This is a genomic window from Pseudomonas sp. PDM28 (assembly GCF_019219115.1).
Classification (GTDB): Bacteria; Pseudomonadota; Gammaproteobacteria; order Pseudomonadales; family Pseudomonadaceae; genus Aquipseudomonas; species Aquipseudomonas laurylsulfatiphila.
Genome location: NZ_JAHUWG010000001.1, coordinates 668,183 through 694,472, shown reverse-complemented (window position 1 = coordinate 694,472; position 26,290 = coordinate 668,183). Strand labels below are relative to the sequence as shown.

Here is a 26,290-nt window from a genome sequence, read left to right as displayed (position 1 = left end):
GGAGCGTTCAATATCCCTCGGCTCTCGGTTCGATGCTGTATCACCGCTCGCCCCTTTCAGGACAGCTTCTAAGGAGCAGTCATGAGCTATGTGATCGACCGACGTCTCAATGGCAAGAACAAGAGCACGGTGAACCGCCAGCGGTTTCTGCGGCGCTACCGTGATCACATTAAAAAGGCTGTCGAAGAGGCGGTCAGCCGGCGCTCCATTACCGATATGGAACACGGCGAACAAATCAGCATTCCCGGCCGCGACATCGATGAGCCGGTGCTTCACCACGGTCGCGGTGGCAAGCAGACGGTCGTGCACCCGGGCAACAAGGAGTTCACCAGTGGCGAACATATCGCCCGCCCACCGGGAGGCGGTGGTGGCCGAGGCCCCGGCAAGGCTGGCAATTCCGGCGAAGGGATGGACGAATTCGTCTTCCAGATCACCCAGGAAGAGTTCCTCGAATTCATGTTCGAGGATCTGGAACTGCCCAACCTGGTCAAACGCAACCTTACCGGCACCGACACCTTCAAGACCGTACGGGCAGGGATCAGCAACGAGGGCAACCCGTCGCGGATCAACATCATCCGCACCCTGCGCTCAGCCCACGCCCGGCGGATCGCCCTGTCCGGCAGCAGCCGCGCAAAACTGCGCGAAGCCAAGGAAGAACTTCTGCGACTCAAGCAGGAAGAACCAGACAACTTCGGCGATATTCAGGAAATCGAAGCTGAAATCGAAAGACTCAGCGCGCGCATTCACCGCGTACCGTTTCTCGACACGTTCGACCTCAAGTACAACCTGCTCATCAAGCAACCCAACCCCAGCTCCAAGGCCGTGATGTTCTGCCTGATGGACGTGTCCGGCTCGATGACCCAGGCGACCAAGGACATCGCCAAGCGCTTCTTTATCCTGCTGTACCTGTTTCTCAAGCGTAACTACGACAAGATCGACGTCGTGTTCATCCGCCATCACACCAGTGCCCGCGAAGTGGATGAAGAAGAGTTTTTCTACTCCCGGGAAACCGGCGGCACCATTGTTTCCAGCGCCCTGAAACTGATGCAGGAGATCATGGCCGAACGCTACCCGAGTAACGAGTGGAACATCTACGCCGCCCAGGCCTCCGATGGCGACAACTGGAACGACGATTCTCCGATATGCCGCGACATCCTGATCAACCAGATCATGCCATTCGTGCAGTACTACACTTACGTTGAGATCACCCCACGCGAACACCAGGCCCTTTGGTTCGAATACGAGCGCATCGCCGAAGCCTTTTCCGATACGTTTGCCCAGCAACAACTGGTCTCGGCCGGGGATATCTATCCGGTCTTCCGTGAACTCTTCCAGCGCAGGTTAGTGACATGACCGCCAAAGAGCAGAAGCGCCAACCCATTTCCACCGGCTCCGAATGGACGTTCGAGCTGATCCAGGCGTACGACCGCGAAATCAGTCGCATTGCGGCGGGTTACGCCCTCGATACGTACCCTAACCAGATCGAAGTGATCACCGCTGAACAGATGATGGATGCCTACGCCTCCGTCGGTATGCCTCTGGGTTATCACCACTGGTCCTACGGCAAGCATTTCCTCAGTACTGAAAAATCCTATACCCGCGGTCAGATGGGTCTGGCGTACGAGATCGTGATCAACTCCGACCCGTGCATCGCCTACCTGATGGAAGAAAACACCATCTGCATGCAGGCGCTGGTGGTGGCCCATGCCTGCTACGGGCACAACAGCTTTTTCAAAGGCAATTACCTGTTCCGCACCTGGACCGACGCCAGCTCGATCATCGATTACCTGGTGTTTGCCAAGCAGTACATCATGCAATGCGAGGAACGCCACGGCATCGACGCGGTCGAGGACCTGCTCGACTCCTGCCATGCGCTGATGAACTATGGCGTCGACCGCTACAAGCGCCCCTATCCGATTTCCGCGGAAGAAGAGCGCCGCCGGCAAAAGGACCGGGAGGAACATTTGCAGAAACAGATCAACGATCTGTGGCGAACCATTCCCAAGGGCGCGGACAAGTACAGCGACAAGGACAACGCGCGCTTCCCCGCCGAACCTCAGGAAAACATCCTGTATTTCATCGAAAAACATGCGCCGTTGCTGGAGCCATGGCAGCGGGAAATCGTGCGCATCGTGCGCAAGATCGCCCAGTATTTTTATCCACAGCGCCAGACTCAGGTGATGAACGAAGGTTGGGCCACGTTCTGGCACTACACCTTGATGAACGATCTGTACGACGAGGGCCTGGTCACCGACGGCTTCATGATGGAATTCCTGACGTCCCACACCAGTGTGGTGTTCCAGCCAGGCTTTGACAGCCCTTACTACAGCGGTATCAACCCCTACGCCCTGGGGTTTGCCATGTACCGCGACATCCGTCGCATGTGCGAAGAGCCCACGGAAGAAGATCGCCGTTGGTTCCCGGACATCGCCGGTACCGACTGGTTGGCAGCCATCAAGTTCGCCATGAGCAGCTTCAAGGATGAGAGTTTCATCCTGCAGTACCTGTCGCCCAAGGTGATCCGTGATCTGAAACTGTTCAGCATTCTCGATGACGACCAGAAGGACGACCTGTTGGTGCCCGCCATTCACGACGAAGGTGGCTACCGCATCATCCGTGAAACCCTCGCGGCACAGTACAACCTGGGCAATCGCGAGCCTAACGTGCAGATCTACAGCATCGACCGTCGTGGCGACCGCTCCCTGACCCTGCGTCACCAGCAACACGATCGCAAACCGCTGGGCGACTCGACCGAAGAAGTGCTCAAACACCTGCACCGCCTTTGGGGCTTCGACATTCACCTGGAAACCCTGCAAGGGGACACCGTGATGAAAACCCACCATGTGCCGCCCCGAAACGAGCACAGTGAAGGTGATTACGGTCGACTGGACCTGGCTGTCATCCATCTTTGATCCGCTTTGCGCCTCCGAAAGCTCGATGCAAGGGTTATCCTGTCGAGCTAACGGAGGTTTTTTATGCGTATTTATAAAGTCGGCGGTGCGGTACGTGATCGCCTGCTGGGTATACCGGTCACCGATATCGACTGGGTCGTGGTCGGCGCCACCACCGAAGAAATGCTCGCCAAGGGCTTTCGCCCGGTGGGCGCGGATTTCCCGGTGTTCCTTCATCCCAAAAGCGGCGAGGAATACGCCCTCGCCCGCACCGAGCGCAAAAGCGGGCGCGGTTACGGCGGGTTCACGTTTCACGCCAGCCCTGAAGTCACCCTTGAAGAAGACCTGATCCGTCGCGACCTGACCATCAACGCCATGGCCGAAGACGATCAGCAGAACCTGACCGACCCCTACCACGGCCAGCGCGATCTCGAAGCGCGCCTGCTGCGCCATGTTTCCCCGGCGTTTGCCGAGGACCCACTCAGGGTCCTGCGCGTTGCCCGCTTTGCCGCGCGATATGCCGCACTGGGCTTTACCGTCGCCCCGCAAACCCTGGAACTGATGCGCCAACTCAGCGAGTCAGGTGAGCTTGAAGCGCTGACGCCCGAGCGCAGCTGGAAGGAAATCTCCCGTGCCTTGATGGAAGATCAGCCACAGGTGTTTATCGAGGTGTTGCGCGCATGTGGCGCACTCAAGGTGCTGATGCCGGAGGTCGACGCACTGTTCGGCGTCCCGCAGCCCCCGGCCCATCACCCGGAAATCGATACTGGCGCACATACCCTGAGCGTGTTGCAGCAAGCAGCACTGCACAAACAGCCACTGACCGTGCGCTGGGCCTGCCTGCTGCACGACCTGGGCAAGGGCCTGACGCCAGAAGAGGAATGGCCGCGGCACATTGCCCACGAGTTCAAGGGCCTGAAGCTAATCAAAGCGGTCAACGAACGCTTCAAGACGCCGAGAGACTGCCAGGAACTGGCAATGCTGGTGGGCGAGTACCACACCCACGGGCATCGCGCCCTGGAGCTGAAGCCATCGACATTGCTGGAATTATTGCAAAGCTTCGACGTTTACCGCCGGCCACAGCGGTTCGAGGAGTTCATTGCGGCGTGCGAGATGGATGCGCGCGGACGCGAGGGGCTGGAGCAGAGAAGTTATCCACAGGCGGACTATTTGCGCGGGGCGGCAACTGCGGCACGCAGTATTGCGGTGCAGCCGCTGCTGGAGAAGGGTTTCAAAGGACCAGAGTTGGGCGAGGCGATCAAGCGTGAGCGGCTCAAGGCGTTGAAGGCTTACAAAGAACAAGTCTAGGCAAGATCAAAAGATCGCAGCCTTCGACAACTCCTACACAGGAATATGCGTTTCCCTGTAGGAGCTGCCGAAGGCTGCGATCTTTTGCTTTAAAGGAAACTGGACGCGGTCAGTTGCTCACCACGCCACTCAAACGCCACTGGCGCCAGTACCTGATCAATCTTCGATTCCGCCCACAACCTGGCAAAGCTTTTACCGACACCGGGGTGCACGCGATCCGGCGCGATCAACGACAAGGGCCACAGAACAAAAGCATTTTTCAGGATTTCTGCCCGCGGCAAGATCAGGCCATCGAAGTTGCCCACCAGGTCGCCGAACAACAACACGTCGATATCCAGCGGCAAACCTCGGCGATCCGGTGCGTAACGACCGTTATCCGCCTCGATGAACTTCAGGCGACGATCAAGCTCAATCAGCGGCAGATCGGTATACGCCGACACCACGAAATTGAAGAAAGGCCCGCTCTTGATGCCCACCGGCTGGCTTTCGAACACTGCCGAACAGCGGATATCGACAAGGAATGTCGCCAATGCATCGAGCCCCGCCCGCAAATGGGTTTCACGCTCGATATTGCTACCGAGCCCGAGGTACACCTGAGTCAGCGACATCCGCGCTCGATCTCCACGCCCACACCACCGATGGCAGCCGGGACCGCGCCGGGCTTGGTCAGCTTCAGGCGCATCCAGGTGATCTTGAATTCGCTCATCAGCACTTCAACCAGACGCTCGGCAAAGGTCTCGACCAGCTGGTATTGCGCCTGCTCGGCAAACGCCTGGATGCGCGAGGAAACACTGGCGTAGTCGAGCGCCAGGGTCAGGTCATCACCGGCTGCAGCCGGGCGATTGTCCCAGGCGAAGCTCAGGTCAAGACGCAAGCACTGTCGGATGCCTCGCTCCCAGTCGTAGGCACCAATCACCGTGTCGACTTCCAGGCCCTCGATAAACACTCTGTCCAAGCACTTCTCTCCGCTACACGACAAGGGCGCAATGCGCCGTTAGAATCAGGGCTTCCTCGCCCGGAATAGTTAGCATGTTTTGGTTATTGGCGATCCTCGCCTACCTGCTCGGCTCTCTGTCCTTTGCCATTTTGCTCAGCCGCCTGACCGGTAACCCCGATCCGCGAATGAGTGGCTCGGGCAATGCCGGCGCCACCAACATGCTGCGCCTGGCCGGCAAGAAACTCGCCATCCTGACCCTGCTCGGCGACCTTTGCAAAGGCCTGCTGCCGGTACTGATAGCGCGTCTTGCGGACCTTTCGCAGCAGGAACAAGCCTGGATCGGCGTCTATGCCGTCATCGGCCACCTGTTTCCGCTGTACTTCCGCTTTCGCGGCGGCAAGGGTGTCGCCACCGCTGCCGGCATGTTGCTGGGGCTGTACCCGCCCGCCGCCCTCCTGGCGGTCTGCGCCTGGCTCTTGACGTTCTACCTGACCCGCACCAGCTCCCTGGCCGCCCTGATCGCCACGCCGCTGACCCTGCCTTTGCTGGCCTGGCAAGAACCGGCGGCCCTGCTGCCCATGAGCACGCTCACCGGGCTGATCGTCTGGCGCCATCGCGGCAATCTACGCGACCTGTTTGCCGGGCGCGAACGGCATTTCTAGCGGCCGGACATGAGCGCCGCTCATCACAACGCAGACAACTGCTCCATCGGCCAGCGTGCCTGCACGCTGATCGCCAGGCTTTCCTGCTGACCGGCCTGCAAGCGCTGACAGCCGGCAAAGGCAATCATCGCGCCGTTATCGGTACAGAACTGCGGACGGGCATAAAACACATCGCCCTTCATATCGCCGAGCATTTTCTCCAGAGAAACGCGCAACGCCTTGTTGGCACTGACGCCCCCGGCGATCACCAGGCGCTTCATGCCGGCGGCCTTAAGGGCACGCTTGCACTTGATGGTCAAAGTCTCCACCACGGCCTGCTGGAACGCCAGTGCGATGTCGCATTGGGCTTGCTCGCCGTCGTCCCCGGCACTGACGCATTGTTGCCAGGTATTCAACGCAAAGGTTTTCAGGCCACTGAAGCTGAAATCCAGGCCCGGGCGGTCGCACATCGGACGCGGGAAGACGAAACGCCCTGCGACACCCTGCTCTGCAAGGCGAGCGATCTCAGGTCCCCCCGGATAATTGAGCCCCATCATCTTGGCCGTCTTGTCGAAAGCTTCGCCAGCCGCATCATCCAGGGTCTCGCCCAAGAGCGTGTACTGCCCAATTCCGTCGACCTGAACCAGCTGCGTATGACCACCGGAGACCAACAAAGCGACGAACGGGAATTCCGGCGGTTGCGACTCCAGCATCGGTGCCAGCAAGTGGCCTTCCATGTGGTGTACGCCGAGGGCCGGAATGCCCCAGGCAAAGGCCAGCGCCTGGGCGCAGGAAGCCCCCACCAACAAGGCACCGACCAGGCCGGGACCCGCGGTATAGGCGATGGCATCGATCTCGGTCGGCACGCAGTCGGCCTCGGCCAACACCTGACGAATCAAGGGCAGCATGCGTTTGACGTGATCGCGCGAGGCCAGCTCCGGCACCACGCCACCATAGGCGCGGTGCAGGTCGATCTGACTGAAAAGCGCATCGGCCAACAGCCCGCGTTCACTGTCATATAATGCGACGCCGGTTTCGTCGCAGGAGGTTTCTAATCCCAGTACTAGCATGGGTTTGCGCCTTGTTTAGGCTGAATTCGAAGGCGCGCATAATAGTCGTCGCGGGATGCCCCGACCAGCGGTTTTCGATCAGAGGCTTTGCATTCCGAGCGATGAGGGGTTAACATCCGCAACCCTTAAAAACCGACGTCTTCAAGTGCTCTTTTGCCGCGAGGATGTTGACCCCGGTAATGAATGAAGGTAGCTCTGGATGCCAGCCGTCAAAGTAAAAGAGAACGAACCCTTCGACGTAGCTCTGCGTCGTTTCAAGCGCTCCTGCGAAAAAGCCGGTGTACTGGCTGAAGTTCGTAGCCGCGAATTTTACGAGAAGCCAACTTCTGAGCGTAAGCGCAAAGCAGCTGCTGCTGTTAAGCGTCACGCCAAGAAAGTTCAGCGCGAACAGCGCCGCGCCGTTCGTCTGTACTAATACACAGACGACCGTAGCAAGCTTCTGCCAAGCCCGGCCCTCAGCCGGGCTTATGGCATTTGCGTAAAACGCTTGATGCTTCACTGTCGAAGCCGCAGACGCGACCGAGACAAATCTGCTTCACCGCGTCAGACCTGGCTCTTTTGCCAGCGGTGCACGTCTTTTCTGACGAGCCTTTCAAGGCTACTGACGAGCACACCCACTGATTCCTCTCACGACGATCAGCCCAAGGCACCTGCTTGCGTGCCGAATGATGAGCTATCCGAGGCCTGTGATTGGCCGCAGCGGATTCAGCGCAACACATTCAAACAGTCGAATACTGATTGGCATTAACGTCAGTGGATTTTCGGCAGATACACTTCCCGACAGCGATTACGCAGACGACACTGGTCGAGCCGCACACTTTGCGCGCTTCAATCAATGCCCGCGTTCGGTCGCCGTACGTTTCGGGCTCCTTTCAGCGCAGATGACGAGAACGCCATGGCCGGGCTAATTCCCCAGAGCTTCATTGACGACCTTCTGAACCGCACCGACATCGTCGATGTGGTCAGCTCGCGCCTGCAATTGAAAAAGGCCGGCAAGAACCACACCGCCTGCTGCCCGTTCCACAAGGAAAAGACTCCGTCGTTCAGCGTCAGCCCCGACAAGCAGTTCTACTACTGCTTCGGCTGCGGCGCTGGCGGCAACGCCCTCGGCTTCATCATGGACCACGACAACCTGGATTTCGTCCAGGCGGTCGAAGAACTGGCCAAAGCCGCCGGCATGGAAATCCCCCGCGAAGAAAGCGGCCGCCCGCACAAACCGCGGCAGCCGACCGATTCGCCGCTGTATCCGCTGCTCAGCGCCGCTGCCGACTTTTATCGCCAGGCCTTGAAGAGCCATCCATCGCGCAAGGCCGCCGTGGATTACCTGAAAGGTCGCGGACTGACCGGCGAAATCGCCCGGGACTTCGGTCTGGGCTTTGCACCGCCTGGCTGGGACAACCTGTTCAAGCACTTGAGCAGCGATACCCTGCAACAAAAAGCCATGATCGATGCCGGCCTGCTGATCGAAAACGCCGAAAGCGGCAAACGTTACGACCGTTTCCGCGACCGAGTGATGTTCCCGATCCGCGACAGCCGCGGTCGCGTCATCGCCTTTGGCGGCCGGGTATTGGGCGACGACAAGCCGAAGTACCTCAACTCCCCGGAAACCCCGGTATTCCACAAGGGCCAGGAACTCTACGGCCTGTACGAAGCGCGCAAGACCAACCGCAACCTCGACGAGATCATCGTCGTCGAGGGCTACATGGACGTCATCGCCCTGGCCCAGCAAGGCCTGCGCAATGCCGTCGCGACCCTGGGTACCGCCACCAGCGAAGAGCACCTCAAGCGGCTGTTTCGCGTCGTGCCCAGCGTGCTGTTCTGCTTCGACGGCGATCAGGCCGGTCGCAATGCGGCATGGCGGGCACTGGAGGCGACACTTTCGAGCCTGCAGGACGGTCGTCGTGCACGTTTTCTGTTCCTGCCCGAGGGCGAAGATCCGGACACCCTGGTCCGCTCCGAAGGCACCGACGCCTTCCGCGCACGGATCAACCAGCATGCACAACCTCTGGCCGATTACTTTTTCCAGCAATTGACGGAAGAAGCCGACCCGCGCTCGCTCGAGGGCAAGGCCCACATGGCCACCCTCGCCGCACCGCTGATCGACAAAGTCCCTGGCGCCAACCTGCGCACCCTGATGCGTCAGCGTCTGAGCGAAATCACCGGCCTGAGCGGCGAAGCGGTGAGCCAACTGGCACAAAGCGCCCCGCAGGAAGCACCGCCGGCCTACGATCCGGGCATCGATTACGACGCGATGCCCGACTACAGCGACTATCATCAGCCGCAGGCACAGGACATGTATGTGCCGCAGCAGGAATGGACGCCAAAGAAACCCGGTGCAGGAGGCAAGAAATGGGACAAGAAACCGTGGGACAAGAATGGCAAACGGGGCGGTGATCGCGATCAACCCCGCGCGCCACGGGTGCCCGCCGCCGTAGAACCGCCGACCCTCGCCGCCTTGCGCACGCTGCTGCATCACCCGCAACTGGCCGAGAAAGTCGAGGATGCCGGGCACTTCGCCGCCGAGGATCACACCAACACACAATTGCTGGTGGCGCTGCTCGAGGCCGTGCAGAAGAATCCCAAGCTAAACTCAATTCAGCTGATTGCCCGCTGGCACGGCACAGAGCAGGGCCGCTTGCTCAAGGCCCTGGCGGAAAAGGAATGGCTGATTGATGGAGACAACCTTGAACAACAGTTTTTCGACACCATTACTAGCTTGTCAGCCCGCCAACGCGAGCGAAACCTGGAACAACTTCTTCGAAAAGCACGTCAAAGTGAATTGAGCACCGAAGAGAAAAACCAACTGCGCGACCTTTTAAGTCGCAATGTTTCCGCATCAAACCCGACCTCAACTGGCGCGTGAGGTCATAGCTCAGGTATAATCCTCGGCTTGTTTTTTGCCCGCCAAGACCTTCAGTGGATAGGGTGTTATGTCCGGAAAAGCGCAACAGCAGTCTCGTATCAAAGAGTTGATCACACTTGGTCGTGAGCAGGGCTACCTGACTTACGCGGAGGTCAACGACCACCTGCCGGAGGATATTTCAGATCCGGAACAGGTGGAAGACATCATCCGCATGATCAATGACATGGGGATCAACGTATTCGAGGTTGCGCCAGATAAGGATTCCCTTATGCTGGCCGACGCCGATACCGACGAAGCCGCAGCCGAAGAGGCCGCTGCAGCGTTGGCTGCGGTCGAGACCGACATTGGTCGCACTACCGACCCGGTGCGCATGTACATGCGCGAAATGGGTACGGTGGAGCTCCTCACGCGTGAAGGCGAAATTGAAATCGCCAAGCGTATTGAAGAGGGCATCCGTGAGGTGATGAGCGCCATCGCGCACTTCCCTGGCACGGTTGATCATATTCTCTCCGAGTACACCCGCGTCACCACCGAAGGTGGCCGCCTGTCCGACGTCCTGAGCGGTTATATCGACCCGGACGACGGCATCGCGCCGCCTGCGGCAGAAGTGCCGCCACCGATTGACGCGAAAGCCGTCAAGGCGGATGACGACACCGACGACGAAGACGGTGAAGCCTCGGATGACGAGGAAGAAGCCGAAAGCGGTCCGGATCCGATCATCGCCGCCCAGCGTTTTGGCGCTGTGGCCGATCAGATGGAAATCACCCGCAAGGCACTGAAAAAGCACGGTCGTCACAACAAGGCAGCGATTGCCGAGTTGCTGGCCCTGGCCGACCTGTTCATGCCGATCAAACTGGTACCGAAGCAATTCGAAGCCCTGGTCGAGCGTGTTCGCAGTGCCCTGGATCGCCTGCGTCAGCAAGAGCGTGCAATCATGCAGCTCTGCGTTCGTGATGCGCGCATGCCGCGTGCAGACTTCCTGCGCCAGTTCCCGGGCAACGAAGTCGACGAAAGCTGGAGTGATGCCCTGGCCAAAGGCAAAAGCAAATACGCTGAAGCCATTGGTCGTCTGCAGCCGGACATCGTCCGTTGCCAGCAGAAGCTGACCGCGCTGGAAACCGAAACCGGTTTGACCATCGCCGAGATCAAGGACATCAACCGTCGCATGTCGATCGGTGAGGCCAAGGCCCGCCGCGCGAAGAAAGAGATGGTTGAAGCCAACTTGCGTCTGGTGATCTCGATCGCCAAGAAGTACACCAACCGTGGCCTGCAATTCCTCGATCTGATCCAGGAAGGCAACATCGGCTTGATGAAAGCGGTAGACAAGTTCGAATACCGCCGCGGCTACAAGTTCTCGACTTATGCCACCTGGTGGATCCGTCAGGCGATCACTCGCTCGATCGCCGACCAGGCCCGCACCATCCGTATTCCGGTGCACATGATCGAGACGATCAACAAGCTCAACCGCATTTCCCGGCAGATGTTGCAGGAAATGGGTCGCGAACCGACCCCGGAAGAGCTGGGCGAACGCATGGAAATGCCTGAGGACAAGATCCGCAAGGTATTGAAGATCGCTAAAGAGCCGATCTCCATGGAAACGCCGATCGGTGATGACGAAGACTCCCATCTGGGTGACTTCATCGAAGACTCGACCATGCAGTCGCCAATCGATGTTGCAACCGTTGAGAGCCTGAAAGAAGCGACTCGCGAAGTGCTGTCCGGCCTCACTGCCCGTGAAGCCAAGGTACTGCGCATGCGCTTCGGTATCGACATGAATACCGACCACACCCTCGAAGAGGTTGGTAAGCAGTTTGACGTGACCCGTGAGCGGATTCGTCAGATCGAAGCCAAGGCGTTGCGCAAGCTGCGCCACCCGACGAGAAGCGAGCATCTACGCTCCTTCCTCGACGAGTAATCACAAAACCCCCGGCCCAGGCCGGGGGTTTTGTTTTATGGCAGATTAATATCTCCACACCCCCCCTGCGCCCTGTAGCCCGTCTACACTCGAAACATTCCCCAGAGCCATAACGAGACCGTTATGCCCAGACTGCCGACCGTGCTTTTTTTGCTGTCGCTGATGACCTGGACCGCAACGGCTGGCGCGCTGACTCTAACTGAGGATGAACGTAGCTGGCTGGCGGCTCACCCGGACTTGCGCCTGGGTGTCGATGCATCGTGGCCGCCCTTCGAGTTTCGCGACGATGAGGGCCGCTACCAGGGCCTTGCCGCGGATTACATCGAGGTCATTCGCCAAAGGCTGAAAACCCGACTCACGCCCATTGAGCCGGTGAGCTGGACCGCCGTCCTGGAACAAGCCAAAAAGGGCAAAATCGATCTGCTGCCGGGCATCATGTCGACCCCGGAACGCCAGAAATACCTGTCGTTCACCCGCCCCTATCTGGATTTTCCGATCGTCATCCTGGCCCATGTCAGGGGCGCCCAACCACACAACCTGCAAGACCTGTATGGCCTGAAAATCGCCGTGGTGGAAAACTATGCCCCCCACGAACTGCTGCGCACCCACAATCCCGACCTGAACCTGGTGGCGATGCCGAACGTCAGCTCGGCGTTACAGGCGCTGGCCACGGGTGCAGTGGATGCGGTGGTGGGCGATCTGGCGTCCAGCGTCTGGAGCCTGCGCCAACTCAAGCTCGATGGGCTGTATGTCAGCGGTGAAACCCCCTATCGCTATCAACTGGCCATGGCCGTACCCCGCAACAACGCAATTCTCGTCGGCATTCTCGACAAAGTCCTGGCGGACATGAGCCCCGCCGAAATCAGCGCCATTCAGGAGCATTGGGTCGGTAACGTCATTGATCATCGAACGTTCTGGAATGACCTGCTGGTGTATGGCCTGCCCGGATTGCTGCTGTTGACCCTGGTGCTGGCCGCGGTTATCCGCATCAACCGCCGCTTGAGTTCGGAAATCGCCCGCCGGGTCGATCTTGAACAGGAACTGCGCAGCAGCGAGTACCACTATCGCGGCCTGGTAGAGAGCCTGTCGGCCATCGCCTGGGAGGCAAGGGTCACCGACTACACCTACAGCTATGTATCGCCCCACGCCGAAGATCTTCTTGGCTATCCCCTCTCCCATTGGCTGATTCCGGGTTTCTGGCGCAACATCATTCACCCCGCCGACCTGATTCGTGCCCAGACTTTCTGCGATCACGAAGTGCTGGCCGGGCGCGATCACCGCCTCGATTACCGGGTGATCACCGCCGACGGGCGCTGCCTGTGGGTGCGCGACATCGTCAGCCTGATCGAGCATGGGCATGAGCCGGTGATGCGCGGATTGATGATCGACATCACCGACGCCAAGCGCACCGAAGAAGCGCTGCGCCTGTCGGAACAGAAATTCGCCTCCGTGTTCCAGCAATGCCCTGACATTCTGGTGATCGCACGCCTGAGCGACGGTTGCCTGCTGGAGGTCAACGAAGCGTTCGAAGAACAGATCGGCCTCAAGGCCGAGGACGTCATTGGACTGACCGCCACCGACCTGAACATCTGGGGGATTCCCGGCGTTGGGCCGGGTCTGTTGCAACGCTTGCAGGCCGGCAGTATCCGCAACCTGGAGATGCCCTTTCGTCGCAGCAACGGCCAGGTGTTCACCGGGCTGATCTCCGCCGAACCGTTCGACCTCGACATGACACCGGCGCTGGTGGTCGTGGTGCGGGACATCACCCAGCTCAAGGAAACCCAGCAACAACTGCAAACGTCCGAAGAGAAGTTCGCCAAGGCCTTCCATGCGTCCCCCGACGGCCTGCTGCTGTCGCGGCAAAGTGACGGCTTGCTGATGGAGGTCAACGAGGGTTTCAGTCGCATCACCGGATTCAACAGCGCCATGTCGGTGGATCGCTCGGTGCTGGACCTGGGGATCTGGGTCAATCTCAATGAACGCAAACAAATGCTCGACCTGCTACATCGGGACGGTTTTGTCCGCGACTTCAGTTGCCATATCCGCCGCAGCGACGGACAGATCCGCCTTTGTGAAGTGTCCAGCCGTCCGCTGCCGATCGGCGATGACGACTGCATGCTGACCATCGCCCGGGACATCACCGAGCGGCACCTGATGCAGGAAAAACTGCAACAAGCCGCGACCGTGTTCGAAAGCACCGCCGAAGGCGTGTTGATCACCGATACCCAACAGCACATCAGTGCGGTCAACCGTGCCTTCACCGAAATCACCGGTTACAGCGAAAGCGAAGCGCTGGGCCACACGCCACGACTGCTCGCTTCGGGCTTGCATGACAGCGCGTTCTACGCGGCCATGTGGCATCAATTGACTGCCGAAGGTCATTGGCAGGGCGAGATTTCCAATCGGCGCAAAAATGGCGAGCTGTACCCGAGCTGGCTGACCATCAGCGCCGTGCGCAACCGTGACAAGTTCATCACCCACTTTGTCGCGGTATTCGCCGACATCTCCAGCCTCAAGCATGCCCAGGCCAAGCTCGACTACCAGGCGCACCACGACCCTCTGACCGGCCTGCCGAACCGCACGCTGTTCGAAAGCCGCTTGCTGACGGCACTCAACAACCAGCAGGAAAACGGCGGCCAGGGCGCCGTGCTGTTCCTCGACCTTGACCGCTTCAAGCACATCAACGACAGCCTCGGCCACCCGGTGGGCGACCTGCTGCTCAAGGGTATTGCCGCACGCCTCAAGGAGCAGTTGCGTGACATCGACACCGTGGCACGCCTGGGCGGTGACGAGTTCATTATCCTGCTGCCGGGCCTGCAACAATCCAGTGATGCCGACAACATCGCCACCAAGCTGCTCAATTGTTTCGCCGCGCCGTTCCAGGCCGGCGAACACGAGTTTTTCATCAGCTCCAGCATCGGCACCAGCCTCTATCCCAAGGATGGCTGCGACGTTGCCACGCTGATCAAGAACGCCGACGCGGCGATGTACCGCTCCAAGGCCAAGGGCCGCAACCGCGTCGAAAGCTACACCCGCGACCTCACCGCCCAGGCCAGCGAACGCGTGGCGCTGGAACACGAACTGCGCCGCGCCATCGAGCGCAACGAATTGCATCTGTGCTACCAACCGAAAATCAGCCTCGACGACTACAGCCTGGTCGGCGCCGAAGCCCTGATCCGCTGGCGCCACCCGACCTTTGGCGACGTGCCGCGAGAACACTTCATCCCGCTGGCTGAAGAAAACGGCATGATCCTGCAAATCGGCGACTGGGTCCTGGAAACCGCCTGCCGGCAGATGGCCGAATGGCACCGCCTGTACGAAAGCCCCGGCCCGCTGTCGGTCAACCTTGCCGGCGCCCAATTGCGCCAACCCAACCTGCTGGGTCGTATCGAGCAGTTACTCAAGGACAACGGCCTCAACCCCGGATTCCTGCAACTGGAAATCACCGAAAACTTCATCATGAGCCAGGCCGAAGAAGCGCTGGCGGTGCTGCATCAACTCAAACATCTGGGCGTGCAACTGGCCATCGATGACTTCGGCACCGGCTACTCGTCCCTGAGCTACCTCAAGCGCCTGCCGCTGGACATCCTCAAGATCGACCAGTCCTTCGTCCGCGGCCTGCCGGACGATCCCCACGATGCGGCGATCGTACGCGCCATCATCGCCCTCGGACGCAGCATGCAATTCACCGTGATTGCCGAAGGCGTCGAGACCCAGGCGCAACAGCAATTCCTCGCCGCCGAGGGTTGCGAACAGATCCAGGGCTACATCGTCAGCCTGCCCTTGCCCGCCGAAGAATTCGCCGCGACATTTCTTCGTACAACCGTAATGGCTTTTTCGGATAGCACAGCCGCGAAACCGTCGCTATAATCCGCGACCTACTGAGGGCCTATAGCTCAGTTGGTTAGAGCAGAGGACTCATAATCCTTTGGTCCACGGTTCAAGTCCGTGTGGGCCCACCAAACAAGAAAGCCGCGCATTGCGCGGCTTTTTCGTGTCTGACAGATCGGTTTTTGCAGAGACGTTTTATCGCCTCAATGGGCAAAGTTCTCGATCTTTACCTGTCCGTCGGGAAAGGTTGCGATGATTTCCAGCTCGCCGCCCATGGCGCGGATGTAATTGCGCAACGTGCTGATGTACATGTCGGTTCGTCGCTCCATCCTGGAAATTGCCGCCTGATTGACATGTAGCGCCTTGGCCAAGGTCTCCTGGCTCAGCTCCTGGGCCTTACGCAACTCGTGCAGAGGCATTTCTTTAAGATGCTGTTGGAACTGCCGCTCTGCGTCAGCGCGAGATTCCGGCGTCATTCGAGCTTGGAGCTCAGCAAATTTCTTAGCCATCGTTGCGGCCCTCATTACGCAGTGTTTCCAAATGTTCGTCATACAAGTTATCCGCCAGCGGGACATGCTCGTCGTACCAGCGGTCTTGACCGGTTTTGTCCCCGCCGATCAACAGTAGAGCGCATCGACGAGGATCAAACGCATACAACACACGATAAGGCCTTCCCGCGTGCTGGACCCGCAGTTCTCGCAGATTGCCATGTCGCGAGCCTTTGATGTCGCTGCTATGGGGAAAACGCAGGCCTGGCCCAAAGAGCTCCAGCAGATCGACGCTGGCCGAGACAGAAGCCTGTTCCTTTGCATCCAGCCCCTCCCACCAGCCTCCAAATTGATCGGTGTACTCAACATCCCAGCCCATACAATATGCCACCCAAGGAATATGACCTCAAGGGAATAACTCTATGGGTTTGAGCGGCCGTCCGACCACCCCCTGTTTCTTGCTGAATTGTTAATGACAGTTTCCAGCCACGCCTGAACGTTGAGTCCTGGACACACTTGCTTGATCAAAATATCGGATGACGCCTTAGGACCTTGTAGGCAAACTCCGAATCTTGCTTTTGGGCACTTTGCCGCCTTGTTGCGCTTTTCTTTGACGGGATAGTCTCCGGACGTCGCTGAGCATTCAGCGATCGGGCTTGGAAACCCGACGAAATTAGACGCAACAGATTGCCCACCTCAATTTCGAGTTATGGCGGCTGTGCGTGGGACGTCCCTGGGCGTGCCGGTTTCCTAGTTTCCCGGTTTTCCAACCTGCGCACAGCTGCCACCCATTCGCTTGGAAACGAATGTGACAGTTCCTTAAAAAATTAGGAGTTTGAACATGAGCATATCCGCACCTTCAGAACTAAAAACCGTCGGCTTAACCCCCTTCCTGTATCTCTCGGATCAACCACTGTTCCACGTCTGTCGCAACGTTCCCATCGCCGACGCCCTGGCCCAAGCCTCCGACCTGCTCTACCTCGCCAAGTCCCTGACCGTGGACGCTGCCTACACCCAAGGCTCCGACCGCCACGCCTGGGCCGCGCACTACCTGACAACGATGAGCAAAGCAGTGATTGATGATGTGGTGAAGGTGCTGACGCGCAGACCTGCTCAAACGAGAGCGCAAGCAGATCAATAGAATAAACAGAGCCTGAAAATTCCCAAAAAGGGACCGAGCGTTCCCTTTTTGGGACTGATAGGACCGGGCTCTTCAGTCCAAACACATCACGAAGGTATGGCCTTCACCTCCCGCAGCCGCTCCAGCATCGGCCCGGTGAACACCACCTCATACGTATCCGCCGCCCGCCCCCATTGCTCCACAAGAGCCATCCCGTCCACCAGCGCCGCAGCCAATTCGGCAATCGTCTCGGCCTGATCCTCGATGATTTTTTGCGTCCGACCCCACACCCGATCCGTCATCGCTTTAAGCTCCGCCGTTATTCGCTTACCCGATGCTGGATCGGTATCCGGGTAGACGATGTTACGCAGCAGATGCTGAAGCTCCCTGATTTTTGCGTAGTCCTGCTCCGCCCCCTGCTCGCCTTTGAGGATGGCGGTGGCTTTGGGCTTATCGACGCGTTTTGCGGCTGACGGTTTTGAAGGGAGTGTCTGCGCCATGGCGCCAGCCAGGAGCACCATCATCCGGGCTTCCAGATGTTCCTTCATGGCTTCTATCGACAAAATGGGGCGCACCAGCGTAATGGAGGCCCCACCCTGGTGGCGCAAATCCCTGGTCACGGTCAGGGTCACGCCACCCGTTTCAAAGCCCAGGGCCCGGGCCACCACGTAGTGCCCCATTTCGTGATGGGCGATCTGCAATGCGCGGTCGCGTACAGCGGCAGGCAGGTTCGTCGTCATGTCCATTGCCTCGGATCCTTCGTTCTCGCATTCGACTACGAGTGACGGTCGCTGTCCATCCTGTTGCCCCGCACAATCATGTAGGAGCGAGCTTGCTCGCGATGAACTTGAACGCGCCGCGGCCATTCAGACAGCACGCGTTATCGTTAACGTCCATCGCGAGCAGGCTCGCTCCTACATCACCTTATTTGGGCAAAGCGTAGGCAATCACATAATCCCCACGATCCGTCGACTGACGCGCACCGCCCACCGTCAGCAGGATGTACTGCCTGCCGGTTTTTGGTGATACGTAGGTCATCGGCCCGGACTGGCTGCCCACCGGCAAGCGCGACTTCCAGATTTCATTGCCGTTGCCGGTGTCGAAGGCGCGCAGGTAGAAGTCCTGGGTGCCGGCGAAGAACAGCAGGCCCGACTGGGTGGCGAGCGATGCGCCGAGGGTCGGCATGCCGATCGGGATCGGCAGGTGCATGCGGATGCCCAGCGGGCCGGTGTCCTGTACGGTGCCGACCGGGACTTGCCACATCAGTTTGTGGGTCTTGAGGTCGATGGCGGACATGGTGCCGAACGGAGGTTTCTGGCACGGAATGCCAACCGCCGAGAGGAAACGTTCGCGCATGGCGCCGAACGGTGTGCCTTCCTGCGGCACCACGCCCATTTCGATGCCGCTGGCTCCGGCTTTGATCTTGTCGCGCGGGATCATGTAGTTGGCCAGGCCCAGGCGCATGTCGTTGACGAACATGTAGCTGGTGTTCGGATCGACCGAGACGCTGCCCCAGTTCATGCCGCCCAACGAGCCCGGGAATTGCAGGGCGCGGTCCATGCCCGGTGGGGTGTAGACGCCTTCGTGGCGCATGCCTTTGAACTGGATGCGGCACATCAACTGGTCAAACGGCGTGGCGCCCCACATGTCGGATTCGGTCAGGGTCTTGTTGCCGATTGAAGGCATGTCGACCGAGAACGGTTGGGTTGGCGAATAGCGTTCGCCGGGAACCTTGCCTTGTGGCACCGGGCGTTCTTCGACGCGGGCAATCGGTACGCCGGTTTCGCGGTTGAGCAGGAAAATCTCGCCCTGTTTGGTGACTTGCGCCAGGGCTGGCTGGGTGCCGCCCTTGTCGTCCGGCACGTCGTACAGCAGCGGTTGTGCCGGCAGGTCGAAGTCCCACAGGTCGTGGTGAGTGGTCTGGAAGTGCCAGCGCACCTGACCGGTTTTCACGTCGATGGCGACGATGGACGAGCTCCACTTGTCGTCGAACTCGGTGCGTTGACCGCCAAAGAAGTCTGGCGTTGCGTTGCCGGTCGGCAGGTAGACCAGACCGAGTTTGGCGTCGTAGGACATGGCCGACCACACGTTCGGCGTGCCACGGGTGTAAGTCTCACCGGCCGGCGGACGTTTAGTGGTGTTCGGATTGCCCGGATCCCACGCCCACACCAGTTCACCGCTACGCACGTCGTAGGCACGCACCACGCCCGGCGGTTCGCCGGTGGAGTAGTTGTCGGCCACGCGGCCACCGACGATCACCACGTCCCCTGCGACCAATGGGGTCGAGGTTTGCTGGTAGTAACCGGGCTTCACTTCGCCCATGTCGGTGGTCAGGTCGACGGTGCCTTTGTAGCCGAACTCTTCGCAGGGCTTGCCGGTGTCGGCATTGATGGCAATCAGACGGGCATCGCCGGTCGGCAGAAACAGACGTTTCGTACAGGCGGTCGGCTGATTGTCCGAAGACGCCGGGGTTTCGGAGTAGCCCAGGCCACGGCATCGCTGCCAGTTGGGTGCGGTGCCTTGCGGGTCGAACTTCCAGCGCTGGGCGCCGGTGTCGGCATCCAGGGCGAAGACTTTGCCGTAGGCGGTGCAGGTGTAGACCGTGTCACCGATCTGCAGCGGGGTGTTCTGGTCTTCGGCACCGGCACCGGTGCTTTGCGGGATGTCGCCGGTGCGGAAGGTCCAGGCGACCTGCAACTTGTCGATATTGCCCTTGTTGATCTGGTCCAGCGCGGCAAAGCGGTTGCCGGCGGTGGTGTTGCCCCAGTGCGCCCAGTCTTTCTGCTCAGTGCCTGGCGCGACCGGCGTGACCGCAGGTTCAACGGAGGCCTTGACCACGTGGGTCGGCACGAACATGTAGGCCATCGTCGCTACAACGCCCACACCCAGAATGCCGGCCAGACCGTAGGCGCCACGCCCGCCGGTCGCGCCCGAAGCGCGGACCAGGGTCGGATAGATCAGCGCGACGACCAGCCCGATCACGGCGAAGGTCAGCACCCGCGAGACCAGCGGCCAGTATTCAAGACCGGCATCCCATACCGCCCAGATCGCGGTGAGGACCAGCGCCACACCATACAGCCAGGCGCCCAGCGGCTTGCGACGGGCAATCAACAGGCCGGACACCAGCATCGCCAGGCCCATCAGCAGGAAATACCAGCTGCCACCCAGCGCAATCAGATAGCCGCCGCCACCCGCCAGACCGAGCCCGATCAGTGCAATCAGCACACCCAGCCCCGCCAGCAACCATTTGCTGCCGGCGGCAGCCCCAGAATTGTTCATGTCGGACATTTTCCCCATTTGTGACAAGGGCGGAATAATGTACTAACTGGTTACTTATGGCAATTTGTCGCAGGCAGAAATGTCATGAACGGTACGGAGGCCAGATCAGGGATCCGTCGCGAGCGTCGTACAGAATCTGCCTGTAACATGCTTGCGCACTGATCCATGCCGCTGGAGATAAGCCTTTGCCTGACACTCGCCCGCCCGTTCTCGACGAAATCGACCGCCAGTTGATTGCAGCCCTGCAGATCAACGCCCGTGAGAGCGTGGCCATGCTCGCCCGGCAACTGGGCATCGCCCGCACCACTGTCACCTCGCGCCTGGCGCGGCTGGAAAAGGCCAAAGTGATCACTGGCTACGGCGTGCGCCTCGGGCAGCGGGTGGTGGATGGCGGGTTGCAGGCGTATGTCGGGATCACGGTGCAACCGCGTTCCGGCAAGGAGGTGTTGCGCCGCCTGAGCGCGATGGCGCAGGTACAGCAGTTGTGTGCGGTGAGTGGCGAATTTGATTATGTGGCGTGGTTGCGCACTGATTCGCCGGAGCAGTTGGATCAGTTGCTGGATCAGATTGGCAGTGTGGATGGGGTGGAGAAGACCACGACGTCGATCATCTTGAGCAGCAAGATTGATCGGGGGCAGCCGGTTTGAGTTTGTGCCGATGGTTTGGTGGTGTCTGGTCGGGCCTCTTCGCGGGCAAGCCCGCTCCCACAATGGGCAGTGTGTACATCGATATCGTCATATCGACCAATAAAATAGCAAAACGACGACACTTTGCGTCTTATTAACGTGTTCTGTGCTCTCTAGAATGGCTGGCATCTTTTCCTATACTCAGATGCGCATTCCGCGTCGGGTCGCCAGCAAGGTCAGCCATGAACAAGAACAATCGCCATCCTGCAGACGGTAAAAAACCAATCACCATTTTCGGCCCGGACTTTCCCTTCGCCTTCGACGACTGGATCGAACACCCGGCTGGCCTGGGCAGTATTCCCGAGCACAATCACGGTGCTGAAGTGGCGATTGTCGGCGGCGGGATTGCCGGTCTGGTGGCCGCGTATGAGCTGATGAAGCTGGGGCTGAAGCCGGTCGTCTATGAAGCCTCGAAAATGGGTGGCCGTCTGCGTTCCCAGGCGTTCAACGGCGCCGAAGGCATCGTGGCCGAGCTGGGTGGCATGCGCTTCCCGGTGTCGTCCACCGCGTTCTATCACTACGTCGACAAGCTCGGCCTGGAAACCAAACCGTTCCCCAACCCGCTGACGCCTGCGTCGGGCAGCACGGTCATCGACCTCGAAGGCCAGACCCATTACGCACAGAAGCTGTCGGACCTTCCTGCGCTGTTCCAGGAAGTGGCTGACGCCTGGGCCGATGCCCTGGAAGCCGGTTCGCAGTTCTCCGATATCCAGCAAGCCATTCGCGACCGTGACGTGCCACGCCTCAAGGAGCTGTGGAACACCCTGGTGCCGCTGTGGGACGACCGCACCTTCTATGACTTCGTCGCCACGTCCAAAGCCTTTGCCAAGCTGTCGTTCCATCACCGCGAAGTGTTCGGCCAGGTCGGTTTCGGCACCGGCGGCTGGGACTCTGACTTCCCGAATTCGATGCTGGAAATCTTCCGCGTGGTGATGACCAACTGCGACGATCACCAGCACCTGGTGGTCGGCGGCGTGGAACAGGTGCCACAAGGCATCTGGCGCCATGTGCCGGAGCGTTGCGCGCACTGGCCGGCCGGTACCAGTCTCAGCTCCCTGCACAGCGGCGCGCCGCGCACCGGCGTGAAGAAGATTGCCCACGCACCGGGCGGCCGTTTCGCCGTCACCGACAACTGGGGCGACACCCGCGAATACGCCGCCGTGTTGACCACGTGCCAGAGCTGGCTGCTGACCACCCAGATCGAATGCGACGAAACCCTGTTCTCGCAAAAGATGTGGATGGCCCTGGACCGCACCCGCTACATGCAATCGTCGAAAACCTTCGTGATGGTCGACCGCCCGTTCTGGAAGGACAAGGATCCGGAAACCGGCCGCGACCTGATGAGCATGACCCTCACCGATCGCCTGACCCGTGGCACCTACCTTTTCGACAACGGCGACGACAAGCCAGGGGTGATTTGCCTGTCGTACTCGTGGATGAGCGACGCGCTGAAAATGCTCCCGCACCCGGTGGAAAAACGCGTGAAACTGGCGCTGGATGCACTGAAGAAGATCTACCCGAAAGTCGACATTGCCGCACGGATCATCGGCGACCCGATCACAGTGTCCTGGGAAGCCGACCCGCATTTCCTCGGTGCGTTCAAAGGCGCACTGCCCGGTCACTACCGCTACAACCAGCGCATGTACGCGCACTTCATGCAGGACGACATGCCGGCAGAACAGCGCGGGATATTCATCGCTGGCGACGACGTCTCGTGGACGCCAGCCTGGGTTGAAGGCGCAGTACAGACCTCGCTCAACGCGGTGTGGGGCATCATGAAACACTTTGGCGGTGCAACTCACGCCGAGAATCCGGGTCCAGGAGATGTATTCAACGAGATCGGACCGATCGCCCTGCCCGAGTAAGAGGAATCCGAAATGCGCGTAGCCCTTTACCAATGTCCACCGTTGCCGCTGGATGTCGCCGGCAACCTGCAACGCCTGCAACAACTGGCGCTGGAGGCAAAAGGCGCGGACCTGCTGGTGCTGCCGGAGATGTTCCTGACCGGCTACAACATCGGCGTCGATGCCGTCAGCGTGTTGGCGGAGGTGTACAACGGTGAGTCGGCTCAGCAGATCGCACGCATTGCCAAGGCAACCGGGATTGCCATCTTGTATGGCTATCCCGAGCGCACCGAGGATGGGCAGATCTACAACGCCGTGCAGTTGATCGATGCCAATGGCGAGCGCGTGTGCAACTACCGCAAGACGCACTTGTTCGGCGACCTCGATCACTCGATGTTCAGTGCAGGTTCCGATGAGTTTCCCATCGTTGAGCTCAACGGCTGGAAGCTCGGTTTCCTGATCTGCTACGACCTGGAGTTTCCGGAAAATGCCCGACGCCTGGCCCTGGGCGGCGCCGAGCTGATTCTGGTGCCGACCGCGAACATGATTCCGTTCGATTTCGTCGCCGATGTCACCGTGCGTTCCCGCGCCTTCGAAAACCAATGCTATGTGGCTTACGCCAACTACTGTGGCCATGAAGGCGACATCCACTATTGCGGCCAGAGCAGCATTGCTGCGCCGGATGGCAGCCGTATCGCTCAGGCGGGACTGGATGAATCGCTGATTGTCGGTGAGCTGGATCGACAGTTGATGGTCGATTCCCGTGCCGCCAATCGCTACCTGATCGATCGCCGTCCCGAGCTTTACGGCGAGCTGAACAAGTCCTAATCCGCTAGCATTGGCACTTCACTGTTCTGGAAGTGCCCATGCCCGCGCTGAATCACCCTCGCCCCCACACTGAAACCCTGGCCAACGGCTTGCGGGTGACGCTGCGTCATGCCCCGAATCTGAAGCGTTGCGCAGCAGCGTTGCGGGTCGCCGCGGGCAGCCATGATGTGCCGCTGGCGTGGCCCGGCCTGGCGCACTTTCTTGAGCATCTGCTGTTTCTGGGCACTGAGCGTTTTCCTGCCGGGCAAGGGTTGATGGCCTACGTCCAGAGTCATGGCGGCCAGATAAACGCGCGAACCAGCGAGCGCACCACGGACTACTTTTTCGAACTGTCACCCCAGGCATTTGCCGGTGGACTAGAGCGTCTGTCAGACATGCTCGCCCATCCGCGTATGAATCCGGACGATCAGCAGCGGGAACGGGAAGTACTACAGGCGGAATTTGTCGCCTGGTCGCAGGATGCGGCGGCGCAGCAGCAATTTGCGCTGTTCGACGGACTGTCAGAAGCACATCCGCTTCGCGGTTTTCATGCCGGCAATCGCGCCACCCTGGCTGTAGAGCAGCCCGAGTTTCAGCAGGCCCTGCAGGATTTTTATCAGCGGTTTTACCAGACCGGGCAGATGACGTTGAGCCTGGCCGGCCCGCAAAGCCTCGAAGAGCTTAGGACGCTGGCAGAAGCCTTTGATAACGTCATCGCCAAGGGAGAAAGCATTGAGCAACAGGCTCCTGTGCCACTGATGTCGAGCTCAGAAAGAAGTTATCAACAGGCAGAAGAACGGCGACTGGATTGGCTGTTCGCCCTCGAATCGCTGCCCGAGTCTTGCGCCGAGGCGCTGGCATTCTTGTGCTACTGGCTGAATTCGGCAAAACCCGGTGGCTTGTTGGCGGACCTGCGCGAGCGCGGGCTGGCCGATCACCTGAAAGCCGAGCCGTTGTACCAATTCGCAGGACAAGCCTTGCTGCATATCGAGTTCACTTTGCCGGCCAATGGGTTGCCGACAGGGATTCACGAACGCCTTATGGACTGGCTGAGCTTTTTTGCCCAGCAAGACTGGACCCCGTTGCGCGAAGAATACGCAACCCTGCACCAGCGCCAGCAACAGGTCAGCAGTGCCTTGCAATTGGCCCGGCTGGACAGCGAACAACGCGAAGTCGGGTTATCCGGTCAAGGTGTTACAGCGCTCAAGCAAATCCTCAATCAAATCGGCGCTGTGGATAACTTCAGCGGCCCATGGCAGTTGCCCGCACCCAACCCGTTCCTGCGCACCGAAACACCCGCGTCCAACGCCGGACTGATTCGTGGCCAGACCAGCGCCCACCGCGGCCTGCGTACCTTTGCCCAGGATCGCTCGCGCAGCCGTCGTGAACGGTCGCCGATGCAATTCAGCCAGGCCTTGCCGGACAACAGCGCGGAGGGTGCGATTTATCTGCGCTGGCGTCTGGACTCAAGTCCCGCCAGCGCCCTTCAATCACGCCTGGAAAATAACCTGCAAGCGCTGTGCGAAGACGCGCGTCAGGCCGGTGTGGATGTTTCCTTCAGTGCCTCGGGCAACGAATGGCTGCTGAGAATGACCGGACTGCAGGAGCCGATGCCCACCGTTCTGGAGCATGCGCTGAAAGAGCTGACACAACCTGACGCTGCAGTCTCACAAGCCGCGCCGGAGAGCGTCGCGCTGATGCCCATTCGACAGCTGCTCAAGGTATTGCCCGATCACTGCCTTGCGCACACCGCGAACACGGACGATGCGCAGCAACTCTGGTCGAGTGCACGCTGGGATGGCCTGGCGATTGGCCTGTCCGCCCAGACTCAAGCGGCCATGGGCCTGGCCTTGAGCCGTATACCTGGCACACCGGACAATCAACTGACCCCGCCGCCAACCCTCCCGTCACAACGTCTGTGGAGCGCCATCGACAGCGATTCCAGCGAGCACGCACTGCTGCTGTTTTGCCCTGTCGCGACCGGGGAATTGGCCGACGAAGCCGCGTGGCGTCTGCTTGCGCACTTCTGTCAGACACCGTTCTACCAGCGCCTGCGAGTGGAGTTGCAACTGGGCTATGCGGTGTTCAGCGCCCTGCGCCAGATTCACGGGACAACCGGATTACTGTTCGGTGTGCAATCACCGAACGTAGCGCCGGCAGATCTGCTGCAACACATCGAGCAGTTCCTCAGCGGTTTGCCAATGTTGATCAATGCCCTCGATGACAACGGGTTCATCGCCGGGCGCCAGACCTTGGCCGAGCAATTTTCCCAGGCTGCCTTGCCCACTGCCCAGGCTGCGGAATTGCTTTGGCAGGGCAAGCTGGGCGGCCGCTCGTCGGATTATCTGACGCAATTGCCCGAAGCCATTTTGCAAATTGACCGGGTCGCTCTACTGGCGGCGGCCCGACGCCTGAATCAGGCCGAGGGCGGCTGGCGCTGCCTGGCCAGTTCCACCAGCCCAGGTACGCCATGGCAAGCGGCAAAATGATCATTACCGGGGCGGTAAGGAGCTTTCTCAAAGTTTCACGGGCAATTTCTTTGAAATTTTGAGTAACATAGCAACCTAACTATTTGGAACATCTCTGACCTGAGGTGGACTAAACCTATAG

The 26,290-nt window shown here is 59.8% G+C and carries 20 protein-coding genes and 1 tRNA gene; 14 read left to right on the top strand and 7 right to left on the bottom strand.

Annotation, left to right across the window (positions count from 1 at the left end; translation table 11 throughout):
* Positions 1-81: 81 nt before the first annotated feature.
* From KW841_RS03180 to KW841_RS03170, 3 genes are all read left to right on the top strand, one after another.
* Entirely contained in the window at positions 82-1,353 is a 1,272-nt protein-coding gene (locus KW841_RS03180; protein ID WP_218473455.1) for a YeaH/YhbH family protein, read from the top strand.
* Positions 1,350-2,912: a SpoVR family protein gene (locus tag KW841_RS03175; RefSeq protein ID WP_007980219.1), complete on the top strand. Its 1,563-nt coding sequence runs from the start codon at positions 1,350-1,352 to the stop codon at positions 2,910-2,912. Before KW841_RS03180 ends, KW841_RS03175 begins: the two co-directional genes overlap by 4 nt.
* 63 nt (positions 2,913-2,975) lie before the next feature.
* Positions 2,976-4,199, top strand: a complete 1,224-nt coding sequence (locus KW841_RS03170) for a multifunctional CCA addition/repair protein (protein WP_218473452.1) — start codon at positions 2,976-2,978, stop codon at positions 4,197-4,199.
* 89 nt (positions 4,200-4,288) lie between these two features.
* Here the strand turns inward: KW841_RS03170 and folK are convergent, their stop codons facing one another.
* Both folK and folB read right to left on the bottom strand, forming a co-directional pair.
* Positions 4,289-4,807 (bottom strand): 2-amino-4-hydroxy-6-hydroxymethyldihydropteridine diphosphokinase, encoded by a 519-nt coding sequence (gene folK, locus KW841_RS03165; protein ID WP_218473450.1) that lies wholly within the window; start codon positions 4,805-4,807, stop codon positions 4,289-4,291.
* Complete coding sequence (folB, locus tag KW841_RS03160; RefSeq protein ID WP_218473448.1) at positions 4,798-5,154, bottom strand: dihydroneopterin aldolase; 357 nt, start codon at positions 5,152-5,154, stop codon at positions 4,798-4,800. Before folB ends, folK begins: the two co-directional genes overlap by 10 nt.
* Positions 5,155-5,228: 74 nt before the next feature.
* Between folB and plsY the strand changes: the two genes are divergently transcribed.
* Positions 5,229-5,798, top strand: a complete 570-nt coding sequence (gene plsY / locus KW841_RS03155) for a glycerol-3-phosphate 1-O-acyltransferase PlsY (protein ID WP_007980227.1) — start codon at positions 5,229-5,231, stop codon at positions 5,796-5,798.
* A gap of 23 nt (positions 5,799-5,821) precedes the next feature.
* On the opposite strand, the gene tsaD is transcribed toward plsY, so the two are convergent.
* Positions 5,822-6,847 (bottom strand): tRNA (adenosine(37)-N6)-threonylcarbamoyltransferase complex transferase subunit TsaD, encoded by a 1,026-nt coding sequence (gene tsaD / locus KW841_RS03150; protein ID WP_116582253.1) that lies wholly within the window; start codon positions 6,845-6,847, stop codon positions 5,822-5,824.
* 199 nt (positions 6,848-7,046) lie between these two features.
* On the opposite strand from tsaD, the gene rpsU reads away from it, so the two are divergent.
* From rpsU to KW841_RS03125, 5 genes are all read left to right on the top strand, one after another.
* On the top strand, positions 7,047-7,262 hold the full coding sequence (gene rpsU / locus KW841_RS03145) for a 30S ribosomal protein S21 (RefSeq protein ID WP_002551877.1): 216 nt from the start codon (positions 7,047-7,049) through the stop codon (positions 7,260-7,262).
* 480 nt (positions 7,263-7,742) lie between these two features.
* Positions 7,743-9,710 (top strand): DNA primase, encoded by a 1,968-nt coding sequence (dnaG, locus tag KW841_RS03140; protein WP_007980233.1) that lies wholly within the window; start codon positions 7,743-7,745, stop codon positions 9,708-9,710.
* A gap of 67 nt (positions 9,711-9,777) precedes the next feature.
* Entirely contained in the window at positions 9,778-11,625 is a 1,848-nt protein-coding gene (gene rpoD, locus KW841_RS03135) for an RNA polymerase sigma factor RpoD (RefSeq protein WP_007980239.1), read from the top strand.
* 123 nt (positions 11,626-11,748) lie between these two features.
* On the top strand, positions 11,749-15,495 hold the full coding sequence (locus KW841_RS03130; RefSeq protein WP_218473445.1) for a bifunctional diguanylate cyclase/phosphodiesterase: 3,747 nt from the start codon (positions 11,749-11,751) through the stop codon (positions 15,493-15,495).
* A 15-nt stretch (positions 15,496-15,510) separates the two neighbouring features.
* Positions 15,511-15,587, top strand: a tRNA-Ile gene (locus tag KW841_RS03125).
* A 72-nt stretch (positions 15,588-15,659) separates the two neighbouring features.
* On the opposite strand, the gene KW841_RS03120 is transcribed toward KW841_RS03125, so the two are convergent.
* Both KW841_RS03120 and KW841_RS03115 read right to left on the bottom strand, forming a co-directional pair.
* A complete protein-coding gene (locus KW841_RS03120) occupies positions 15,660-15,965 on the bottom strand; it encodes an XRE family transcriptional regulator (protein ID WP_116582255.1) in 306 nt (101 codons plus the stop codon).
* Positions 15,958-16,323, bottom strand: coding sequence for a type II toxin-antitoxin system RelE/ParE family toxin (locus tag KW841_RS03115; protein WP_116582256.1), 366 nt, complete (start codon positions 16,321-16,323; stop codon positions 15,958-15,960). The genes KW841_RS03120 and KW841_RS03115 overlap by 8 nt, the downstream gene beginning before the upstream one ends.
* A 462-nt stretch (positions 16,324-16,785) precedes the next feature.
* On the opposite strand from KW841_RS03115, the gene KW841_RS03110 reads away from it, so the two are divergent.
* A complete protein-coding gene (locus KW841_RS03110) occupies positions 16,786-17,085 on the top strand; it encodes a DUF3077 domain-containing protein (RefSeq protein WP_218473443.1) in 300 nt (99 codons plus the stop codon).
* A gap of 86 nt (positions 17,086-17,171) precedes the next feature.
* Here KW841_RS03110 and KW841_RS03105 read toward each other — a convergent pair whose 3' ends face one another.
* Both KW841_RS03105 and KW841_RS03100 read right to left on the bottom strand, forming a co-directional pair.
* Positions 17,172-17,804, bottom strand: coding sequence for a peptidase M41 (locus KW841_RS03105; RefSeq protein WP_218473508.1), 633 nt, complete (start codon positions 17,802-17,804; stop codon positions 17,172-17,174).
* Between the two features lie 184 nt (positions 17,805-17,988).
* Positions 17,989-20,343, bottom strand: coding sequence for a glucose/quinate/shikimate family membrane-bound PQQ-dependent dehydrogenase (locus KW841_RS03100; RefSeq protein ID WP_218473440.1), 2,355 nt, complete (start codon positions 20,341-20,343; stop codon positions 17,989-17,991).
* A gap of 185 nt (positions 20,344-20,528) precedes the next feature.
* Between KW841_RS03100 and KW841_RS03095 the strand changes: the two genes are divergently transcribed.
* The 4 genes from KW841_RS03095 to pqqF all read left to right on the top strand — a co-directional run bounded on the left by KW841_RS03095 (position 20,529) and on the right by pqqF (position 26,169).
* The gene (locus KW841_RS03095) at positions 20,529-20,990 is read left to right on the top strand and encodes an Lrp/AsnC family transcriptional regulator (protein ID WP_007980298.1); all 462 of its coding nucleotides are present in this window, start codon (positions 20,529-20,531) and stop codon (positions 20,988-20,990) included.
* 221 nt (positions 20,991-21,211) lie between these two features.
* The gene (locus KW841_RS03090) at positions 21,212-22,894 is read left to right on the top strand and encodes an NAD(P)/FAD-dependent oxidoreductase (protein ID WP_007980300.1); all 1,683 of its coding nucleotides are present in this window, start codon (positions 21,212-21,214) and stop codon (positions 22,892-22,894) included.
* Positions 22,895-22,906: 12 nt separating this feature from the next.
* Positions 22,907-23,701 (top strand): carbon-nitrogen hydrolase family protein, encoded by a 795-nt coding sequence (locus KW841_RS03085; protein ID WP_217836530.1) that lies wholly within the window; start codon positions 22,907-22,909, stop codon positions 23,699-23,701.
* Between the two features lie 38 nt (positions 23,702-23,739).
* Complete coding sequence (gene pqqF, locus KW841_RS03080; RefSeq protein ID WP_218473438.1) at positions 23,740-26,169, top strand: pyrroloquinoline quinone biosynthesis protein PqqF; 2,430 nt, start codon at positions 23,740-23,742, stop codon at positions 26,167-26,169.
* The last annotated feature ends 121 nt before the right edge of the window (positions 26,170-26,290 follow it).